This is a genomic window from Pseudomonas sp. PvP025, from assembly GCF_017832155.1.
Lineage (GTDB): Bacteria > Pseudomonadota > Gammaproteobacteria > Pseudomonadales > Pseudomonadaceae > Aquipseudomonas.
Genome location: NZ_JAFIBJ010000001.1, coordinates 5,410,519 through 5,430,076 on the forward strand (window position 1 = coordinate 5,410,519; position 19,558 = coordinate 5,430,076).

General features: G+C 62.2%; 17 protein-coding genes. 8 read left to right on the top strand and 9 right to left on the bottom strand.

Annotated features, from left to right (window positions below; all coding sequences use genetic code 11):
• Nucleotides 1-150: 150 nt before the first annotated feature.
• From JOE32_RS23610 to JOE32_RS23630, 5 genes are all read right to left on the bottom strand, one after another.
• Nucleotides 151-2,592, bottom strand: a complete 2,442-nt coding sequence (locus tag JOE32_RS23610; RefSeq protein WP_209989612.1) for a penicillin acylase family protein — start codon at nucleotides 2,590-2,592, stop codon at nucleotides 151-153.
• A gap of 156 nt (nucleotides 2,593-2,748) precedes the next feature.
• On the bottom strand, nucleotides 2,749-2,949 hold the full coding sequence (locus tag JOE32_RS23615) for an SEC-C metal-binding domain-containing protein (protein WP_003231158.1): 201 nt from the start codon (nucleotides 2,947-2,949) through the stop codon (nucleotides 2,749-2,751).
• Nucleotides 2,946-3,428 carry an LEA type 2 family protein gene (locus tag JOE32_RS23620; protein ID WP_057007815.1) on the bottom strand — a complete coding sequence of 161 codons (483 nt, stop codon included), beginning with the start codon at nucleotides 3,426-3,428 and terminating at the stop codon, nucleotides 2,946-2,948. The genes JOE32_RS23615 and JOE32_RS23620 overlap by 4 nt, the downstream gene beginning before the upstream one ends.
• A gap of 23 nt (nucleotides 3,429-3,451) precedes the next feature.
• Nucleotides 3,452-3,922: a YchJ family protein gene (locus tag JOE32_RS23625; protein ID WP_209989615.1), complete on the bottom strand. Its 471-nt coding sequence runs from the start codon at nucleotides 3,920-3,922 to the stop codon at nucleotides 3,452-3,454.
• A gap of 3 nt (nucleotides 3,923-3,925) precedes the next feature.
• Nucleotides 3,926-4,423, bottom strand: coding sequence for a DUF6231 family protein (locus JOE32_RS23630; protein WP_209989618.1), 498 nt, complete (start codon nucleotides 4,421-4,423; stop codon nucleotides 3,926-3,928).
• A gap of 172 nt (nucleotides 4,424-4,595) precedes the next feature.
• Here JOE32_RS23630 and JOE32_RS23635 point away from each other — a divergent pair, with 172 nt between their 5' ends.
• A complete protein-coding gene (locus JOE32_RS23635) occupies nucleotides 4,596-5,354 on the top strand; it encodes a collagen-like protein (RefSeq protein ID WP_209989621.1) in 759 nt (252 codons plus the stop codon).
• A gap of 108 nt (nucleotides 5,355-5,462) precedes the next feature.
• Here the strand turns inward: JOE32_RS23635 and JOE32_RS23640 are convergent, their stop codons facing one another.
• Nucleotides 5,463-5,927 (bottom strand): CopD family protein, encoded by a 465-nt coding sequence (locus JOE32_RS23640; protein ID WP_209989624.1) that lies wholly within the window; start codon nucleotides 5,925-5,927, stop codon nucleotides 5,463-5,465.
• 99 nt (nucleotides 5,928-6,026) lie between these two features.
• On the opposite strand from JOE32_RS23640, the gene dinG reads away from it, so the two are divergent.
• The 6 genes from dinG to JOE32_RS23670 all read left to right on the top strand — a co-directional run bounded on the left by dinG (nucleotide 6,027) and on the right by JOE32_RS23670 (nucleotide 14,514).
• Nucleotides 6,027-8,171: an ATP-dependent DNA helicase DinG gene (gene dinG / locus JOE32_RS23645; protein ID WP_209989627.1), complete on the top strand. Its 2,145-nt coding sequence runs from the start codon at nucleotides 6,027-6,029 to the stop codon at nucleotides 8,169-8,171.
• Between the two features lie 91 nt (nucleotides 8,172-8,262).
• Nucleotides 8,263-10,560, top strand: coding sequence for a beta-galactosidase (locus tag JOE32_RS23650; protein ID WP_209989630.1), 2,298 nt, complete (start codon nucleotides 8,263-8,265; stop codon nucleotides 10,558-10,560).
• A gap of 82 nt (nucleotides 10,561-10,642) precedes the next feature.
• On the top strand, nucleotides 10,643-11,788 hold the full coding sequence (locus tag JOE32_RS23655) for a serine hydrolase domain-containing protein (protein WP_209990716.1): 1,146 nt from the start codon (nucleotides 10,643-10,645) through the stop codon (nucleotides 11,786-11,788).
• 141 nt (nucleotides 11,789-11,929) lie between these two features.
• Complete coding sequence (locus tag JOE32_RS23660; protein ID WP_209989633.1) at nucleotides 11,930-13,108, top strand: OmpA family protein; 1,179 nt, start codon at nucleotides 11,930-11,932, stop codon at nucleotides 13,106-13,108.
• A 27-nt stretch (nucleotides 13,109-13,135) separates the two neighbouring features.
• Nucleotides 13,136-13,783: a pyridoxamine 5'-phosphate oxidase gene (gene pdxH, locus JOE32_RS23665; RefSeq protein ID WP_209989636.1), complete on the top strand. Its 648-nt coding sequence runs from the start codon at nucleotides 13,136-13,138 to the stop codon at nucleotides 13,781-13,783.
• A gap of 266 nt (nucleotides 13,784-14,049) precedes the next feature.
• A complete protein-coding gene (locus JOE32_RS23670) occupies nucleotides 14,050-14,514 on the top strand; it encodes a glycine zipper 2TM domain-containing protein (protein ID WP_003231137.1) in 465 nt (154 codons plus the stop codon).
• Between the two features lie 90 nt (nucleotides 14,515-14,604).
• Here the strand turns inward: JOE32_RS23670 and JOE32_RS23675 are convergent, their stop codons facing one another.
• Both JOE32_RS23675 and nhaA read right to left on the bottom strand, forming a co-directional pair.
• A complete protein-coding gene (locus tag JOE32_RS23675; protein WP_209989639.1) occupies nucleotides 14,605-14,940 on the bottom strand; it encodes a hypothetical protein in 336 nt (111 codons plus the stop codon).
• 201 nt (nucleotides 14,941-15,141) lie between these two features.
• Nucleotides 15,142-16,317 (bottom strand): Na+/H+ antiporter NhaA, encoded by a 1,176-nt coding sequence (gene nhaA, locus JOE32_RS23680; protein WP_209989641.1) that lies wholly within the window; start codon nucleotides 16,315-16,317, stop codon nucleotides 15,142-15,144.
• 213 nt (nucleotides 16,318-16,530) lie between these two features.
• On the opposite strand from nhaA, the gene JOE32_RS23685 reads away from it, so the two are divergent.
• Nucleotides 16,531-17,628, top strand: a complete 1,098-nt coding sequence (locus tag JOE32_RS23685; protein WP_209990718.1) for a PLP-dependent cysteine synthase family protein — start codon at nucleotides 16,531-16,533, stop codon at nucleotides 17,626-17,628.
• Nucleotides 17,629-17,838: 210 nt separating this feature from the next.
• On the opposite strand, the gene JOE32_RS23690 is transcribed toward JOE32_RS23685, so the two are convergent.
• Nucleotides 17,839-19,452 (bottom strand): NAD(P)/FAD-dependent oxidoreductase, encoded by a 1,614-nt coding sequence (locus tag JOE32_RS23690; RefSeq protein ID WP_209989645.1) that lies wholly within the window; start codon nucleotides 19,450-19,452, stop codon nucleotides 17,839-17,841.
• Nucleotides 19,453-19,558 lie beyond the last annotated feature (106 nt).

Below are 19,558 nucleotides of genomic sequence, written 5' to 3' on the forward strand. Positions count from 1 at the left end.
GGTAAGTTCTATCTGAATGCATGGGGTTCAACGGTGGGAGGGGGCTTGCTCCCGATAGCGGTGGATCAGTCAATAAATGCAGTGACTGATACTTTGCTATCGGGAGCAGGCCCCCTCCCACATGGTGACTCGGTTTCTTCAGTTTCCGGGTTACTTGCCAGGCGTCAGGGTGAGCCGGGTTTTGCCATACACCTTTTCGAAGTTCTGCGGCTGCATCGGGAAGCTCAGGTACTGCGCCTTGAGCGCCGGGTCGATGCCATTGGCATAGTCGGGGCTGGCCGGGTTGCCGGACTGGCCGCTGCCGCCCTGGCCCAGCATCGGTTCCACCTGACCGAAGTCGACAATCATGCGCAGTGCCGGCACCTGCGTGGTGTCGAAACTCTGGCCCCAGCTGTACGGCGCCGGGTTCAGGGTGTTGTGGTCGCCACCACTGGCAAACGGGCCACGGATGACCTGGCCACTGGTGCTCTTCCAGGTGGTGCTGTGCAGTTTGCCCCACTGCCAGGCCTTGTGATCAGTGCCCAGTTGGCTGTCGCCGGCGCTGATCGCGGCGGCGAGGCTGCGGGCAAGGATAGTGGGCTTGTCTTCTTTTTGCGCCGTGCGCACATCGTCCCAGAACGGACTGTCTTCGCGGCCCAGCAGGTGGTCGGCGTTGGCCGAGTAAGAGAGGTTGGCATTGCTGACAAAGGCTTTCCAACTGGCGCTGGTGTCCGGGCCGAGTTCGTCGAGGAAGATCTGCCGCGTACTCTCTTGCAGGAACAGCTCGTAGATCGCCGCGTCGGCGGAGGATGGCGCAAGGCGCCCATCGAACGCCATCAGGCGGCCCAGCGCTTCACGCGCCTTGGCCTGCTCGGCCGCAGGCAGCGCAGCGATCGCCTGTTTCAAGGGCTGGGCCATGCCTGGCGCCTGGAACATGGTCTTGAGCTTGGCGGCGAATGGGGTGGTCTGGTCGTACTGCATGGCGATCATGCTGCGGCTGTCATGCTTGCCGGCGTTGGCCAGTTGCGCCAGGCGCTCGCTGCGCTCCGGTGCGTCCCAGGAATTGGACAGTTGCATGCCATAGCCACGCGGCGCGGTGCGCTGGTTGGCGGTGCCGATCCAGCCCTGGACCGGGTCCTGGTCATAAGGGTGCAGCATCGCGTCGGCGTAGCCGTCCCAGTCAAAGCGCGTGTCCCAGCCCGGCGAGGGCAGCAGGCCTTCGCCTTCGCGGCGGTTGGGGAAGCGGCCGGTGACCTGCCAGCCAATGCTGCTGGCGTCGGCGAACACCATGTTCAGCGCAATCGCGCGGATTTCGCGGGTGGCGTCCGACGCCTTGCCGATGTTTTGCGCGCGGGACAGGTCGAAGAACGCGTCCAGGCTCTTGTCGTCTTTGAGGTCGGCCGTTTGCAGGGCCAGGCCAAAACTACTGGTGAGTGCCTGGCTGCTGTTGAGCAGGGCTCCGTGGCGGGTTTCGTACACCACTTCACGAATCGAGCCACGGCCCTTGATGAAGAACGTTTCGTTACGCACGCCGGCCGGCAGCCACTTGCCGTTGTTCTCGTAGTACAACGCGCTGCCCTGGCGTTTGACCTTCTCCAGGAACAGGTCCTGAGTGTCGCCCTTGACCGTGCTCATGCTCCACGCCACTTTGCCGTTGAAACCGGACAACAGAGTCGGCAGGCCGGCAATCGAGGCGCCCGCGGCCTGGTATTTCGGCGCGCGGATCTGCACGTAGCTCCACGGCGACGGCGCTTGCGGCTGGGCCGCGAGGTCGTTGGCCAACAGGCTCTTGCCGCTGCGGCTGCGTTGCGGGCCGATTGCCCAGTTGCTCGAGGTGGTCACCGCCAGCGCATTGAGCGTGCTCAACTGCTGGCTGACCGTGTCCAGCCCGGCGAGGCCGGTGATCTGGCTGAGGTTCACGCCCTTGAGCTTCTCTGCCTCGGCCAGCGGGATGGGTTCGTCCGGCGCGCTGGGGGTGAGCCAGGCGAGTTTGTCGACGCCGACTTTTTGCGCCAGCACCAGCGAAGACAGCTCTTCCTGCAGGTTGGCCGACTCGCTGAAATTGAGCAGGCAGAACAACAGTGCCGAATCTTCCGGCTTCCAGTATTCGGGCTTGTAGCCGGTCTGGGCCAGGTCCGGCGGCAGCTTGTCGCGGTAGCGGAACAGGTAGGCATTGACCCCGCGCGCATACACTTCGAAGAAGCGCTTGAGGCGTGGACTCGATGCGTTATACAGCTCGCCGGCGCTTTTTTTCAGGTTCACGGCGCGCATCAAGCGATCGACATCCAGCACGTCAGGGCCGGCCATTTCCGCCAGACGGCCCTGGGCCAGCAGGCGCAGGGTGACCATCTGGTTGATGCGGTCGCTGGCGTGCACATAGCCGAGGCTGAACAGCGCATCGTGGAAGGTATTGCTCTCGATCAGCGGCATGCCCTGGGCGTTGCGGCGTATCGACACATTCTGGGCCAGACCTTTGAGCGGCTGCACGCCGGCAACGGGCGGCAGGGTGTCCTGGGTGCTCTGGAGCTGGCAACCGGCCAGGCTTAACGCACTGGCCACTGCCGCGGCAACGCCGAACCGGGGAAGAAAACGTGAGAGGGCTGGCGAGGCCATGGCAAAGCTCCTGCGGGGGTAGTTTTGGGTAAAACATCGCACATCAACGTGGGAGGGGGCTGGCGCCCGATGGCTGAGTGCCAGTCGCTGCATCTGTTGACTGGTCCACCGCCATCGGGCGCAAGCCCCCTCCCACCTTTACAGCTTCAGGGTGACTTAGACCCCGTGGCACTTCTTGAATTTTTTCTCGCTGCCGCAGGGGCAGGGATCGTTGCGGCCAACGTCCTTCAATGCATTGCGCACCGGCTCCTGATGAGCGTGGCCGCAATTGGGGCCGTGGACATGGCCGTGGTCGTGATCATGGTGCTCGTGATCGTGGTTGCAGTCAGGACCATGGACATGGGGTTGCTGAGTCATCGATGTCGCTCCGGAATAAAATCGCCGGGGATTATCTCGCCATTGTGGGCCACCTGCACGTCATTACCGATGAACAAGCCGGTTTTCAGCTCGCCCTCCAGGCGATAGGGCACGGGCCGGTCGGGGTTTTTGAGCATATGCACCACCTCGCGGATCTGCGGCCAGAGGTTGGTGCGCACTGACACCCTGAACACCGCATGGCTGCGCGGCGCCACGGTGAGCCATTCGTTGGACTCGCCTTCGGTCAACACGAAGTCGCCCAGGCTGACCTTGTAGATCAGGCCGCGCACGGTGAGGTCGGCGTCGTCGCGGTTGTCCACGCGAAAATACAGCCTGAATTTCTGCTCCAGCAACTTGGCGCGTACCACTTCGACCTTGACCAGCGAGACGTGAGGCGGCGGCGAATCGTCCTCGAACCAGGAGGCGCAGCCGGTAAGACCCAGGGTCAACGCCAGCATCAAGCTGAATATACGAAGCATGGCGTGTCCCTGTTCTGGTGGTGTTAGAGGTAGCCTGCGCAACATTTCTTGAATTTTTGTCCGCTGCCGCACAGGCACGGATCATTGCGCCCGACCTTCACCTCAACGGTGGGATCGATGAAGTACCAACGCCCGTCATTCTGTACGAAAGAAGACTGTTCGCGGTGACTATGTTCACCCGTGCTGTCATGCCAGCGAGCGGTAAAGGTCACAAAGGCATGTTCCGGCTGGCCGCCGAGCACTTCGGAACGCTCCACCTCAAGCCCCAGCCAGGTGCTCTGCGCGCTCCAGGCAGCGATGGCGGCTCTGTCGAGGCCGGGTTGCTGGGCCGGCAGCGTGGTCGCCACCAGGTAATCGACCAGGCCCAGCACATAGGCGCTGTAGCGCGAGCGCATCAGCGCGCTGGCGCAGGGAGCCGGGTGGCCGTTGTGGTAATGGCCGCAGCAGGCATCCAGCAGGTTGCCACTGCCGCAGGGGCAAATGGGTGTGCTCATGGGTTACCACCAATACTTTCCGAAATTTTCCGGGTTGGCCCAGAAGCGGGCATTGAGCCAGTCCGGCACCTGTTTATAGTCAAGCAGATCGTAGGTGAACAGCGTCAGCACTTGTTCGTCGCGCTGGAAACGCTCGCCGGCCTGCAGGGCCAAAGAGAAGAAGTCGGTGTCTCTCCAGCCGCAGGCATCGAGGTCTGCCAGCACTGCGATGCGACTGGCATTGAGGTTGCGGATGCCGCCGAGCAGCGTCAGGCCCTGTGGCTTGGAAAGGTGTTCCAGGCAATCGACCGCCAGCGCCAGGTCAAAGCGCTGCGCCGCCAGGTGCGCAGGCAGCGGACCGGGTTCGGCGACGGCGATAAACGTGTCGGGGTGCGCCTGTTTAAACGCCTCCAGCGCCGGAAAGCGGCTGGCGCCCAACAGCAACAGGCGTTTGGGCTGGTGCAGGTCGAGCAGCGCGGCCAAGGCTTGCTGGGGAGTATGGGCAGAAATACCGGCGGTCATCACAGATCCTCACATCAGAGCCGTAGAGACTAGCGCGGCTGCGCCCGTGGGCCTAGAGCCAGGGAGACAGAAAAAACGCTGCTGAAGTTTTTTGATGCTTCACTGGCAAATAGCCTGCAGAAGTCGTTACTGTGGCCCGGATAACAATTTGAAAAGAGTCAGGAGCCCCATGATGCGTAAGGTTTTTCTGTTGGCCCTGTTGGTCAGCCCCATTGCCCTGGCCCAGAGCGTCAGTGTCGAAACCAACTCATTGATGCGCCTGCCCAGCAGCACCAGCGTGTTGCAACTCGAGCGCCTGGACGTAGCGGATTACGGCACTTTGCTGATTCCGGCGACGATCAGCCAGGTGACGGTGGATGAACTGCACCTGGGCCGCGAAGCACGCATCGCCATCGTGCCGGGCAATAGCGCCCTGCAGTTGCAGGTGCGCCAGGCTCAGTTGGAACATGGCAGCCAGATCACCTCGCGCGGAGCCCCGGGCACCCATGAAAAACCAGCCAGGGCAGGGCGCGATCTCACGTTGCGGATCAATTCGCTGACGGCTGAAACGTTGTTGGTGGACGCCCGTGGCGGCGCCGGAGCCCAGGGTTATGCCGGGCTCGATGGCGCCAATGGTGAAGACCCGGGTTGCACCTGGGGTTCGGCCGGCCGCGGTTTCAACGGTGATAACGGCGGCGACGGTTTGCCGGGTGCAGCAGGGGCGACGGTGCGGGTTGAACTGCCGCAGGACTTCCCGGCCGAGAGCATCAAGGTCTGGGTCGATGGCGGGCCTGGTGGCTTGGCCGGTACCGCGGGTAAACCAGGCAAGGGCGGCCAATCGAAGGGATGCGTGGTGTACCGCGCCGATGGCGGCGACAAGGGCCGGCCTGGTTTGGAAGGGCAGCCGGGGCCGGCCGGGCCTGCGGGGTCTGTGACCCTCCAGCGGCTGTGAGTTGCCTGGCCTGATGCTATCGGGAGCAAGCTCCCTCCCACATTTTGAACTGTGAATACCTTCAAATGTGGGAGGAGGCTTGCTCCCGATAGCGGATTAAAGGCCGCCTCAGAACATCGGCCGAGCCGAAGCAATCGCCACCACCACCAACCCCACAATCAAATTGATCCCCACCAGCCTGCGAATCTGCCCCAGCGCAGCAGCGCCCGCCGGCCAGTCCTCGGCCGCCACCGCCGCGCGCAATTGCGGGAACTTCAACGCCTGGATGCGGATAAACAACGCCGTCATCACCAGATACAACCCCATCATGACCTGCACGTAACGCGGCGCCGTTTCAAAGCCGCTGAAGCGCAGTTGCAGCAGTCCCACACCGCTAATCGGCAAAACCAGCACCGCCACCCATACCCACACGAAAAAACGTTGAAACACATTCGCCCACAACCTGAGCCGGGCAGGGCCCTCAAGTGCCGCCACAGCGGCGGGGCGCAGGATCATCCAGGCGAAAAACATACCGCCAACCCATATCAGGGCGGCCAGTACATGCAGGGTGTAAGCGAGGCTGAAGACGGTCATTGTGGTACTCCGTTCTGCGCGGGATTAATTAGCGGGGTATGATAGCGGCCGATCCGAACCACTGAAAATTTATCCAGCGTTTTTTGCGCCCGACTATCCATGATCAGCACTGAACTCAAAACCACGATCCAGGGCGCCTACTCGCGTTTTCTCGAAGCCAAGAGCTTGAAACCGCGCTACGGCCAGCGCCTGATGATCGCCGAAGTGGCGAAAGTCCTCGGGGATATCGCCACCGACGACGAAGGTCGCCGCGAGGGTGACCCTGCGGTCGTGGCCGTTGAAGCCGGCACCGGTACCGGCAAGACCGTGGCCTACAGCCTGGCCGCGATTCCCACGGCCAAGGCCGCCGGCAAGCGCCTGGTGATCGCCACCGCCACCGTCGCCCTGCAGGAGCAGATCGTCTACAAGGACCTGCCCGACCTCATGCGCAACAGCGGCCTGAATTTCACCTTCGCCCTGGCCAAGGGGCGCGGCCGCTACATGTGCCTGTCCAAGCTCGACGTGCTGTTGCAGGAAGGTCATGCGCAAACCGCTACCGCCTCGCTGTTCGAAGAGGAAGGCTTCAAGATCGAAGTCGATGAGGTCAGCCAGAAACTGTTCACCAGCATGATCGAGAAACTGGCCGGCAATAAATGGGACGGTGACCGCGACAGCTGGCCCACCGCCCTCGAAGATGCCGACTGGGCACGCCTGACCACCGACCACAGCCAGTGCACCAACCGTCATTGCCCCAACTTCGGCCAGTGCGCCTTCTACAAGGCCCGCGAAGGCATGGGCAAGGTCGACGTGATCGTCACCAACCACGACATGGTGCTGGCCGACCTCGCCCTGGGCGGCGGCGCCGTGTTGCCGGACCCGCGCGACACCCTCTACGTATTCGACGAAGGCCACCACCTGCCGGACAAGGCTATCGGTCACTTCGCCCATTACACGCGCCTGCGTTCCACCGCCGACTGGCTGGAAACCACCGCCAAGAACCTTACCAAGTTGCTCGCCCAGCACCCGCTGCCGGGCGACCTGGGCAAGCTGATCGAACAGGTGCCGGAGCTGGCGCGCGAGATCAAGACCCAGCAGCAGTTCATGTTCAGCGCCTGCGAGCAGGTGGCCGATTTCAAGCCCGGCGAAGACGTGGAAGGCCGTGAGCGCCCGCGCCATCGCTTCGTTGGCGGGCTGATCCCCGAGCACATGCGCGAAATGGGGATTGAACTGAAGAAGGGCTTTTCGCGCCTGACCGATCTGTTCACGCGCCTCACCGATCTGCTCAAGGAAGGCATGGACGGCGAGGTCAACATCGGCATCGCCAGCAATCAGGCCGAGGAGTGGTACCCGCTGTTCGGCAGCCTGCTGTCCCGTTCCCAGGGTAACTGGGAGCTGTGGACCGCCTTCACCGTTGAAGACCCGGAAGACAACCCGCCCATGGCCCGTTGGCTGACCCTGTCGGAAAGCGGCGCGTTGTTTGATATCGAGGTCAATGCCAGCCCGATCCTCGCCGCCGAAATGCTGCGCCGCAACCTCTGGAACGTGGCGTATGGCTGCCTGGTGACCTCGGCCACGCTGACCGCCCTGGGCACCTTCGACCGTTTCCGCATGCGTGCCGGCCTGCCAAAAAAGGCGGTCACGGCCGTGGTGCCGAGCCCCTTCCATCATGCCGACGCCGGCGTGCTGCGCGTGCCGGACCTCAAGGCTGACCCGCGTGATGCGCCGGCCCACACCGCCGCAATCATCCGTGACCTGCCGGGCCTGGTTGAAGGGTCGCGCGGTACTCTGGTGCTGTTCTCCTCGCGCAAACAGATGCAGGACGTATTCGATGGTCTGGACCGTGACTGGCGCAAGCAAGTGTTCATCCAGGGCAACCTGTCCAAGCAGGAAACCCTGAACAAGCACAAGGCGCGGGTCGATGGCGGCGATTCCAGCGTGCTGTTCGGCCTCGCCAGCTTTGCCGAAGGCGTGGACTTGCCGGGAGCCTACTGCGAGCACGTAGTGATCGCGAAGATCCCGTTTTCGGTGCCGGATGACCCGGTCGAAGCGGCACTGGCCGAATGGATCGAGGCGCGCGGCGGCAACCCGTTCATGGAAATCTCGGTGCCGGATGCTTCACTCAAGCTCGTGCAGGCCTGCGGTCGCCTGCTGCGTACCGAGGAAGACCGGGGCACCATCACGCTGCTTGATCGGCGTTTGGTCACCCAGCGCTATGGCAAGGCTATTCTGAATGCCTTGCCGCCGTTCCGGCGTGAAATTTCCTAAGCCACTGTGGGCGAATTCGCCCACTTCGTGGTCTCTGTTATCGACGTATTTCATCAGGCCATTCATCGGCCGTCTGGAGAACCTTGCTCGTATGATTCGCACGCTGCCCGCTCTTTTTGCCCTGCTGTTCGCCGCGCCCTTGATGGCCGCGCCGTCCGGGCAACAAACGCTGTTCAACTTCGTGCGCCCCGCCGATGTGGTCAAGGTGGCGACCCAGGACGCCAGCCTGCCGCAGTACAACGCCGAGCAAACGGCCGAAGGCGAGGTGCTGCGCCGCATCACCTTCAGCCCTGCGGACGAACCGAGCCTGGTGCTCAGCCCCCAGAGCGGCACCTGGGACTGGTCGCAGTCCGGCGCCATGAGCCTGCGTATCCAGAGCGCCATGGACTGGGCGCTGACCCTCTACGTCAAGGTGCAGAGCAGCGACGGCAAGACCCTGGTCAGCCGCATCGACCTGCCGGCCGGCCCGGCGCAGACTTTGCTGGTCCCGCTGCAGGCCAATTCGCCCTTGAGCCAGGGCATGAAGGCCGGCCCGCCGATGCCGATCAGCCTCGACGGCCAGCGCGTGTTGCTCGCCGCCAGCAGTGGAGAAATCGACCGCAGCCAGGTGGTGTCGGTGACCTTGTCGATGCTCAAGCCCAATGCCGCCCAAAGCATTCTGCTGGAGCGCTTTGGCGTGCAGGATATCGAACCGGTGATCAAGGCGGCCTATGGCGAACTGGTCGACGCCTATGGGCAGTCCACCCGTGCGCGCTGGCCGGAAAAGGTCAGCAGTGACGAGCAACTCAAGGCCGCCGCTGCCCGGGAGCAACAACAGCTCAAGGGCTGGCTGGCTGAGCGCGACACGTCCTCACTGGACACATTCGGGGGCTGGAACAAGGGGCCGGCCTTCGAGGCCAGCGGTTTTTTCCGCACCGAGAAGCGCGACGGGCGCTGGTACCTGGTGACGCCGCAGGGCCATCCGTTCTACTCGCTGGGCGTCAACACCGTGGCTGCGGACAACAACCAGACCTACGTGGGCGGTCGCGAATGGATGTTCGCTGCGCTGCCCAAGGCTGGTGAACCCTTCGACAAATATTACGGCAGCAGCGACAACCGCACCGGCAACGGCTCGGGCGAAGGCCGCAACTTCGCCTCGGGGCGCTGGTACGATTTCTACGGCGCCAACCTGCAACGTACCTACGGCAGCGAACACTTTGACCACAAGCGTTGGGTCAACCACACCCTCGACCGCCTGCAAGCCTGGGGTTTCAACACCATTGGTAATTGGAGCGACGAGGATCTGGCCGACGCCGAACGCGTGCCGTACACCTTGCCGCTGTCGATCGTCGGCGATTACGCCAGCATCAGCACCGGCACCGACTGGTGGGGTGGCATGCCCGATCCGTTCGACCCGCGCTTCGCCATGGCCACCGAGCGCGCCGTGGCCATTGCAGCCCGCGACCATCGCGACGACCCCTGGCTGATCGGCTATTTTGCCGACAACGAACTGGCCTGGGCCGGTCCCGGTGATGATCCCAAATCCCGCTATGCGCTCGCCTACGGCACCTTGCGCATGACCACCGACGTCCCGGCCAAGCGTGCGTTCCTCAAGCAACTGCGCGACAAATACCGCAACGAAGAAGGCCTCTCCAAAGCCTGGGGCATTCAACTGGCGGGCTGGGAATTGATGGAAGATCCGGGCTTTGAACCGCCGATGCCCAACCCTGAGTACCCGGAAATCGAAGCCGACTTCAAGTATTTCCAGAAGACCTTCGCCGATGCCTACTTCAAGACCATTTCCGATTCGCTGAAATGGCATGCGCCCAACCAGTTGCTGCTGGGCGGGCGCTATGCGGTGAGCACGCCCGAAGCCGTGGCCTCGTGTGCGCAGTATTGCGATGTGCTGAGTTTCAACATGTATACGCTCAAGCCTCAGGACGGCTACGACTTCGCCGCGTTGCGTGCGCTGGACAAGCCGGTGCTGATCACCGAATTCAACGTCGGCTCCGCCGACCGTGGCCCGTTCTGGGGCGGCGTGACGCAATTGGCCCGGGAAGAGGATCGTGGTGCGGCGTACGCCACCTTTCTCAAGCAGGCGATGGCCGAGCCGTCGATTGTTGGCGTGCACTGGTTTCAGTACCTGGACCAGCCGGTGACCGGCCGCTTGCTGGATGGCGAAAACGGACACTTTGGGCTGGTGGGTATAACCGATGTGCCGTTCCAGGGCTTTGTCGACAGCGCGCGCAAGAGCAACCTGGCGGCGGTCGAACAACTGGGCAAGGCGGCTGGGCAAGCCAGGGCTGCCGGCGCGGTGCGTGAGCATGAAGGCGGCAAGGCCGGGCCGGCGGGCGAGGGCGCGGGTAAGGGGGCCGGGCATGCCGGTGGGCATTCCGGGAATGGCCATTGATTCGGTGCTGATGGGTTCACAAATCCTGCAAGGGCTGGAACAATGTCCGCCACTTTTAACGGCGTTTTCCGAGGGGGCTTCGGTGCAGGTTCAGGGTCATTACGCGCTCCAGTTTGAAGCCGTGCGCGAAGCGTTTGCCGCGTTGTTCGATGACCCGCAGGAGCGTGGTGCCGGGCTCTGCATCCAGATCGGTGGCGAAACGGTCGTCGACCTGTGGGCCGGCACCGCCGACAAGGACGGGGCCGAGGCCTGGCACAGCGACACCCTCGTCAACCTGTTCTCCTGCACCAAGACTTTTACGGCGGTTGCGGCCCTGCAACTGGTGGCCGAGGGCAAGCTGCGGCTGGATGCGCCAGTGGCCAACTACTGGCCTGAATTTGCTGCCGCCGGCAAGCAAGCCGTCACCCTGCGCCAGTTGCTCTGCCATCAGGCCGGGTTGCCGGCGATCCGCGAGATGCTGCCCGCCGAGGCGCTCTATGACTGGCAACTGATGGTCGATACCCTGGCGGCCGAGGCCCCGTGGTGGACGCCGGGCCAGGGCCATGGCTATGAGGCGATTACCTACGGCTGGCTGGTCGGTGAGCTGCTGCGTCGCGCCGATGGGCGTGGGCCGGGGGAGTCCATCGTGGCACGGGTTGCACGGCCATTGGGCCTGGACTTTCATATCGGCCTGGCAGATGAAGAGTTTTATCGTGTTGCCCATATAGCGCGCAGTAAAGGCACTATGGGCGACGCGGCCGCACAACGTTTATTGCAAGTAATGATGCGTGAACCGGCGGCCATGACGACACGCGCCTTTGCCAATCCTCCCTCCATTCTGACCAGCACTAATAAACCCGAGTGGCGACGCATGCAGCAGCCGGCGGCTAATGGTCACGGTAATGCGCGCAGTCTGGCGGGTTTTTATAGTGGCTTGCTCGACGGTAGTTTGCTGGAAGCCGACATGCTCGAAGAATTGACCCGCGAACACAGTGTCGGGCCGGATAAAACATTATTGACCCAAACCCGCTTCGGCCTGGGCTGCATGCTGGATCAGCCGCAACTGCCCAATGCCACTTTTGGCCTTGGCCCGCGTGCGTTCGGGCACCCTGGCGCGGGTGGTTCGGTGGGGTTTGCCGATCCGGAGCATGATGTTGCATTTGGTTTCGTGACTAATACATTAGGTCCCTACGTACTTATGGACCCGCGTGCACAGAAGTTGGTCGGAATATTGGCCGATTGTCTGTAAACCGCTTGCCGTTTCACAATTTTTTGTTACAAATGCGACTATAAGAAGACGCTGACGGAATAATGTAATTTCAATGTTCTGTACGCGTCTGTTTAACGGGTCAGCCTGACCCTTCGGTTTTTCTCATTGTGTGGATATCTCATGTTATCGAACAAGTCCTTGGCACTGGCGCTGTGCCTCACTATTACAGGTTGCGCGCAAACGCCACAAAATGATGCCGAAGGAGGGCACTGGTGGTCATTTGGATCCGACAAGGCTGCTACCAAGGACGCAGTGACCCAAACCGACGCCAAGCCGGACGCCAAGCCAGCTGCGGGCGCCAAGCCAGCCGCAGCGGCCGCTGCAGCTGCCCCGGCACCTGCCACCGCTGCCGCTCCTGCGCCGGCGGCCAAAGCCGACAGCGGCTTCAACTGGTGGCCGTTCGGCGCCAAGAGCGCCGACGACAAGGCCGCTGCCGACAAGGCTGATCTGAAAGCCGACGTCAAAGCCGCCACCCCGGCATCGGACGCTGCGCCTGCCGTCGCCAAGACCGACACCGACACGCACTGGTGGTGGCCGTTCGAAAGCAAGCCCAAGCCATTGGCCAAGGTCGACGTCAGCAACGTACAGATGCCTGACCCGAAAATTACCCAGGCCTGGTTGGACGACTACGAGCCACGCCTGCGTGAAGCGATCAAGGACAGCAACCTGCAGCTGGAACGTCGCGACAATGTACTGGTGGTGATCGCCCCGGTTGACGGCTCCTACAACCCCAAGCGTCCGGCCATGCTGCTGCCGGTGACCCTGGGCCCGTTCACTCGGGTGGCCAAGGCCGTTGAAGCCGATCCCAAAACAGCCGTACTGGTGCTCGGTCACGTTGATGCCACCGGCACCGCCCCGGCGAGCCAGGCACTGACCAAGGAACGTGCACAGTCCATCGCTTCGATCTTCAGCCTCAGCGGCCTGAAGCAGGATCGTCTGATGCTGCGCGGCATGGGCGACCTGATGCCGCGTGCGGCCAACGACAGCAACCAGGGCCGTGCGCTGAACCGTCGCATGGAAATCATGTTCACGCAGCGTACAACCATGTTGGCGCTGCTGAGCAAGTACAACTCGGGCAAGACCCCGCCTGTGGCTGAAATGGTTGCCGTGCAGAATGTTCCTGCACCGGCGCCGGCTGCCAAACCTGCGGCCAAGGCTCCAGCGAAAAAGGCTGCCACCAAGAAAGCCGCTGCCAAGCCAGCCGCCAAAAAGGCCCCGGCCAAACCGGCTGCGAAGAAAACCGCTCCGGCCAAGGCCAAGGCCGATGCACCCGCTGCGGCTGATCAGGCGAAAAACTGAGTCGTTGAACCACAAGGATAAAGCCGCATGACCCAGGCACTGGCCGATATGCGCCGTGATTACACACGGGACGGTTTGAGCGAGGCCCACGCCCCGAGCGAGCCGTTTGCCTTGTTCCGCCAGTGGTTTGCCGATGCGGTGAGCACCGAGCAGGCCCCGGTCGAGGCCAATGCCATGACCCTGGCCACGGTCGACGAGGATGGTCGCCCGCACTGCCGCATCCTGTTGCTCAAGGGCCTGGATGCGCAGGGCTTTACCTTCTTTACCAACTATCAGAGCGCCAAGGGCGAGCAACTGGCGGCGCGTCCGTTCGCGGCCATGACCTTTTTCTGGCCGACCCTGGAGCGCCAGGTGCGCATCGAGGGGCGGGTGGTCAAGGTTTCGCACGAGGAGTCGGATGCTTATTATCAGGTCCGTCCCCTGGGCAGCCGGCTGGGTGCCTGGGCTTCTCCGCAGAGCAAGGTCATTCGTGACCGTGAAGAACTGCAGGCTCTGCTCAAGGCCACCGAAGAGCGCTTCAGCGATACGCAGCCCGACTGCCCCGAGCACTGGGGAGGCTATCGCTTGCTGCCGGAGCGTATCGAGTTCTGGCAAGGCCGCTCCAGCCGCCTGCATGATCGGCTGAACTACCGCCTGCAAGGCATCGACTGGACACGCGAGCGCCTGGCGCCCTGAGCGTCACCTTTCGTCACTCGACTTGAATGATGCCTGCTGCACTGGAATCTCGACTCAACAGATTCCGGGCGCTTTCGGCCGTGCGGCTACACTGGTGAAGAGCGTTGTTGCAGTGTTATCCGCAACGGGACGGAAAACCGTTCGTCGAGTTTTCGGGTGATGGCAGTCTGTACTCTGGCTGAATGAAAGCAATTTTCTGCCGCGCGTGTCGTGACAGGCGGCAAGTGGCAGCGTCTAATGAATACCTGTCCTTTGGAGTTGATGCTATGCGTAAGTCCGTTTTACTGGTTGCCTGCTTTACCACCCTGTCGTTGCTGCTGGGTGGCTGCGCCTCGAGTCTGACCGGCGACTCGTACTCCCGTGACGAAGCACGTCGTGTGCAGACCGTTCGCATGGGCACCATCGAATCCCTGCGTCCGGTGAAAATCGAAGGCACCAAGACCCCAATCGGCGGCGCTGCAGGCGCAGTCATCGGCGGCGTGGGCGGCAGCGCCATCGGCGGCGGCCGTGGCAGCATTGTCACCGCCGTCATCGGCGCCGTCGCCGGCGGCCTGCTGGGCTCGGCCACCGAAGAAGGCCTGACCCGCACTCAGGGTGTGGAAATTACCGTTCGCGAAGACGACGGCAGCACCCGCGCTTATGTGCAGGCCGTGCAGGAAAATGAAATTTTCCGCATCGGTGATCGCGTGCGCATCATGACGGTTGATGGCACCAGCCGCGTTACGCGCTAAACGTCAGTCGTGGAAACACAAAACCCCAACCGGGTGACTGGTTGGGGTTTTTTCGTTTCTGATGCTTTCCGCGGCGTTTATTTCCGGACGTCAGGTAAACATCTCTATGTCATCCATCGCATCATTCACGGATGCGGATAAGGCGGTGCCCCTTCTTCTTGCTTGTTCGAACGCAGGGATGATTTTCGTCATGTCTATCTCACCGAATCGACGTGCGATGTGACCTATCGCTACGATAGCGGCTGATGCGATGTCATCGTCAGGGTGCCCGATAAACTGGAGGCACGTGTTTTGTGCCCACTCTCCGTCCATTTCATCCAGCCCAATTGAGATCAATGCCTCCGTTACCTTGCTTCTATCCGTCGTTGCTAAATAACGTACTGCTTCATCGTGATCCAATGATGGGTCGTGGTATCGCATAGTCATTTGGTATCTCCCAATATTTTCTCCAGAGAGACATACCCGGTCGGATGGTAGTAATCGATGGCGCGGTGCTTAACGAAATCCGACGTAGAAGCCGGGTGCCGACGTTAGAGGAAGCCTAGGAGGGTAGATGTAGGACGGAACTGCGAAAGAAGGAGGAATTGGATGAAGCAGGAGCCGGCTCACCGGCTCCTGCTAAATGGGTCAGGCCTTCTTGCGACTCGCCATCGCCGTCACCCCATAACCAATACACGCCGCGAGTATCGACCCGGTGAGGATCCCCATTCGATCCTCCCCGGCAAACTCGCTGGCGCCTGGCACAAACGCCAGCGAGCCGACGAAGAGGCTCATGGTGAAACCGATTCCGCACAGGATCGCCACGCCGAATACCTGGCCCCAGTTGGCACCGGCGGGCAGGGCGGCGAGGCCGGTCTTGATGGCCAGCCAGGTGAGACCGAAGACGCCTACGGTTTTACCGATCAGCAGGCCGGCTGCAATGCCCATGGGGACGTGGTGGGTGAAGCTGTCGAGGGTGACGCCAGTCAGGGAAACCCCGGCATTGGCGAAGGCGAACAGCGGCAGGATGACATAGGCCACCCACGGGTGCAGCGCGTGCTCCAGGCTCAGCAGCGGTGAAGTTTCGGCATTTTTGGTGCGCAGCGGAATACAAAGCGCCAGCGTCACCCCGGCGAGGGTGGCGTGCACGCCGCTTTTGAGCACGCAGATCCACAGAATCAGACCGATGATCAGGTACGGCCCAAGCTTGACTACGCCCAGCCGATTCATTGCGATCAGGGCCACGAGGCAGGCGGCTGCACCGGCCAGCGCAGCACTGGACAGCTCGGCCGAATAGAACAACGCAATGACGATGATCGCCCCCAGGTCATCGATGATGGCCAAGGTCATCAGGAACAGTTTCAGCGACACCGGCACGCGCTTGCCCAGCAGCGCCAGCACGCCCAATGCAAAGGCAATGTCGGTGGCCATGGGGATTGCCCAGCCGGCAAGCGCGGCGGGGTAGTCCTTGTTGATCGCCCAGTAGATCAGCGCCGGCACCACCATGCCGCCAATGGCGGCTGCGCCCGGCAGTACCACCTGGGACGGTTTGGACAGGTGGCCGTCAAGCAGTTCGCGCTTGACCTCCAGCCCGATCAGCAGGAAGAACAGGGCCATCAGGCCATCGTTGATCCACAACAGGGCCGGTTTGGCGATTTTCAGCGCGCCGATCTGCGCCACCACCGGCACATCGAGAAACGCGGCGTACAGGTGCGACAACGGTGAGTTGTTGATGATCAGCGCCAGGGCGGCGGCCGCGATCAGCAACAGGCCACTGGAGGCTTCCAGCTGGAAAAAACGGGTAAACGAGCTACGCAGAGGCAAGGGATGCTCTCCAATCCAGAGTCAATAGGCGGCTACCCTAACCCGTACCGTTAGTTGTTAAAACAAAAGTTATATTCTTATTTGTTATAAGAAAGGGACTGAGTCGGGGTCGCGCTTGAGCCTAGCAATTGTGTGTCCAATTGAGTCGTCACTGTATCTGTGTGATACGTAGGAAACCCCCTAATATCCTGGTTGAAATCCCTTGAGAACCTCCTGATGAGCGACCACCGTACCTGGGCCCGCGAAGCCATTCGCATCATTGAAGCGGACTTCCAGCGCAGCGCCGACACACACCTGATTCCTCTGCCATTACCGGGCCTGCCGGGCATCGAGTTGTACTTCAAGGATGAGTCCAGCCACCCCACCGGCAGCCTCAAGCACCGGCTGGCGCGGTCACTGTTTCTGTATGCGCTGTGCAACGGCTGGCTCAAACCCGGCGCACCGGTGATCGAGGCCTCCAGCGGTTCGACGGCAGTGTCGGAGGCTTATTTTGCACGCCTGCTCGGGCTGCCGTTCATTGCCGTGATGCCGAGCACTACGTCGCGGGAAAAGATTGCCCAGATTGCCTTCTATGGTGGCCAGAGCCATCTGGTCGATGACCCGATGCAGATCTATGCCGAGTCCGAACGGCTGGCGCAGGAAAGCGGCGGGCACTTCATGGACCAGTTCACCTTTGCCGAGCGCGCCACCGACTGGCGTGCCAACAACAACATCGCCGAATCGATCTTCCAGCAGATGCGCTTTGAGCAGCACCCGGAACCGAGCTGGCTGATCTCCAGCCCAGGCACCGGTGGCACCACCGCGACGCTGGGGCGTTACGTGCGTTATCGCCAGCATTGCACCCGCGTGTTGTGCGCCGATGCCGAGCGTTCGGTGTTCTTCGACTATTATTTGAGCGGCGATGCCGGATTGCGCCTGGACTGCGGTTCGCGGATCGAAGGCATTGGCCGGCCACGGGTCGAAGCGTCGTTTCTGCCCAAGGTGATTGATGCGATGGTCAAGGTGCCGGACGCGCTGTCGCTGGCGGCCATGCACTACCTGGCGGCGCGGCTTGGGCGCCGGGTGGGTGGGTCCAGCGGGACCAACCTGATTGGCGCACTGATGGCCGCGCAGCAGATGAAAGCGGCGGGGGAGTCGGGCTCGATCGTGGCTATTTTGTGTGATGGTGGGGAGCGTTATGCCACAACTTATTACGACGAGACCTGGCTGGCGACCCAGGGGTACGCACTGCAAGGTCTGATCGCGATTGTGGCAGCCAGTGTGGAACAGGGTGAGCCGTTACCGGACAGCGTCCGGCGCGCCAATATCTGACACCACCCACACTCTGCGCAGGCAACTGCCCCCTGTGGCAAGCGCGTTTTTTGTGGCAAGAAGGCTTGTTGTGGCGAGCAGGCTTGCCCTGCGTTGGGGTGCGAAGCAGCCCCAGAACCAGGCTCTGAGCAGTATCAGGTACACCGCGTTTTGCTCGATGGGGGGCGCTTCGCACCCCAACGCGGGGCAAGCCCGCTCGCCACAACACAATCAGGCCTCGATACCCAACATATCCCGTGCCAGCGCCTCGGCAATCCGAATCCCGTCAACGCCCGCCGACAGGATGCCACCGGCATAACCGGCACCTTCGCCGGCCGGGAACAGGCCTTTCACATTCATGCTTTGCAGCGAATCGTCACGGGTAATGCGCAGTGGCGACGAGGTGCGCGTTTCGATCCCGGTCAGCACGGCGTCGTGCAGCGAGTAGCCCTTGATCTGCTTTTCAAACGCCGGCAATGCTTCGCGAATAGCCTCGATGGCAAACTCAGGCAGCGCCAGCGCCAGGTCGCCCAGTGACACGCCGGGTTTGTAGGACGGCTCCACGCTGCCGATGGCGGTGGACGGTCTGCCCGCGATGAAGTCGCCCACCAGTTGCGCCGGTGCTTCGTAGTTGCTGCCGCCGAGCACATAGGCATGCGACTCCAGGCGCTCCTGCAACTCGATGCCTGCCAGCGGACCGCCCGGGTAATCCACGTCCGGTGTGATACCGACCACGATGCCGGAGTTGGCATTGCGCTCGTTACGCGAGTATTGGCTCATGCCGTTGGTGACCACGCGATTGGGCTCGGAGGTCGCCGCAACCACTGTGCCCCCTGGGCACATGCAGAAGCTGTAAACCGAACGGCCATTTTTGGCGTGGTACACCAGCTTGTAGTCGGCGGCGCCGAGTTTCGGATGCCCGGCGTACTTGCCCAGGCGCGCGGCATCGATCAGCGATTGCGGGTGTTCGATTCGAAAGCCCACCGAGAACGGCTTGGCTTCCATGTACACGCCACGACCATGCAGCATACGGAAGGTGTCGCGGGCGCTGTGGCCCAGGGCGAGGATCACGTGCCGGGAGAGGACCTGCTCGCCGCCGTCGATGACCACGCCGTGCAACTGGCCGTCCTCGATCAGCACGTCGGTCACGCGCTGCTCGAAACGCACTTCACCGCCCAGCGCGATGATCTGCTGGCGCATGTTTTCCACCACGCCGGTCAGGCGAAAGGTGCCGATGTGCGGTTTGCTGACATAGAGAATTTCTTCCGGCGCACCAGCCTTGACGAATTCGTGCAAAACCTTGCGGCCGAGGAATTTCGGGTCCTTGATTTGGCTGTAGAGCTTGCCGTCGGAAAAGGTCCCGGCACCGCCTTCGCCAAACTGCACGTTGGATTCAGGGTTGAGCACGTTTTTGCGCCACAGGCCCCAGGTGTCCTTGGTGCGCTGGCGCACTTCCTTGCCGCGTTCGAGGATGATCGGTTTGAAGCCCATCTGTGCCAGCAACAGCCCGGCAAAGATGCCGCACGGGCCAAAGCCGACCACCACCGGCCGCTCGGTCAAACCCTGCGGGGCCTGGCCCACCACCTTGTAGCTGATGTCCGGTGCCGGGTTGACGTTGCGGTCATCGGCAAACTTGAGCAGCAGGGCGGCTTCGCCCACCACGTTCAGGTCGATGGTGTAAATGAAGCACAGCTCCGAGGTTTTCTTGCGGGCGTCGTAGCTGCGCTTGAACAGGGTGAAATCGAGCAGGTCATCACTGGCGATCCCCAGGCGCTGCACGATGGCGGGCCGCAGGTCTTCTTCGGGATGGTCGATGGGCAGCTTGAGTTCGGTGATTCGTAACATGACAGGATCCGGTAGGCGGCGGGCAAACAGGCCGGCTGTTTTGCAAACCGGCGATTATAAGCCCCAACCACGGTTTCCCGTCATGCTAAAACAGCGCAGGCGCCCA

Coding starts and splice junctions, on each gene's coding strand:
- JOE32_RS23640 (WP_209989624.1), bottom strand. CDS start 5,927: ATGACCGTCTTCAGCCTCGCTTACACCCTGCATGTACTGGCCGCCCTG.
- pdxH (WP_209989636.1), top strand. CDS start 13,136: ATGACCCAGGCACTGGCCGATATGCGCCGTGATTACACACGGGACGGT.
- JOE32_RS23675 (WP_209989639.1), bottom strand. CDS start 14,940: ATGACTATGCGATACCACGACCCATCATTGGATCACGATGAAGCAGTA.
- JOE32_RS23625 (WP_209989615.1), bottom strand. CDS start 3,922: ATGAGCACACCCATTTGCCCCTGCGGCAGTGGCAACCTGCTGGATGCC.
- JOE32_RS23635 (WP_209989621.1), top strand. CDS start 4,596: ATGCGTAAGGTTTTTCTGTTGGCCCTGTTGGTCAGCCCCATTGCCCTG.
- JOE32_RS23610 (WP_209989612.1), bottom strand. CDS start 2,592: ATGGCCTCGCCAGCCCTCTCACGTTTTCTTCCCCGGTTCGGCGTTGCC.
- JOE32_RS23650 (WP_209989630.1), top strand. CDS start 8,263: ATGATTCGCACGCTGCCCGCTCTTTTTGCCCTGCTGTTCGCCGCGCCC.
- JOE32_RS23660 (WP_209989633.1), top strand. CDS start 11,930: ATGTTATCGAACAAGTCCTTGGCACTGGCGCTGTGCCTCACTATTACA.
- JOE32_RS23690 (WP_209989645.1), bottom strand. CDS start 19,452: ATGTTACGAATCACCGAACTCAAGCTGCCCATCGACCATCCCGAAGAA.
- JOE32_RS23620 (WP_057007815.1), bottom strand. CDS start 3,428: ATGCTTCGTATATTCAGCTTGATGCTGGCGTTGACCCTGGGTCTTACC.
- JOE32_RS23630 (WP_209989618.1), bottom strand. CDS start 4,423: ATGACCGCCGGTATTTCTGCCCATACTCCCCAGCAAGCCTTGGCCGCG.
- JOE32_RS23670 (WP_003231137.1), top strand. CDS start 14,050: ATGCGTAAGTCCGTTTTACTGGTTGCCTGCTTTACCACCCTGTCGTTG.
- JOE32_RS23615 (WP_003231158.1), bottom strand. CDS start 2,949: ATGACTCAGCAACCCCATGTCCATGGTCCTGACTGCAACCACGATCAC.
- dinG (WP_209989627.1), top strand. CDS start 6,027: ATGATCAGCACTGAACTCAAAACCACGATCCAGGGCGCCTACTCGCGT.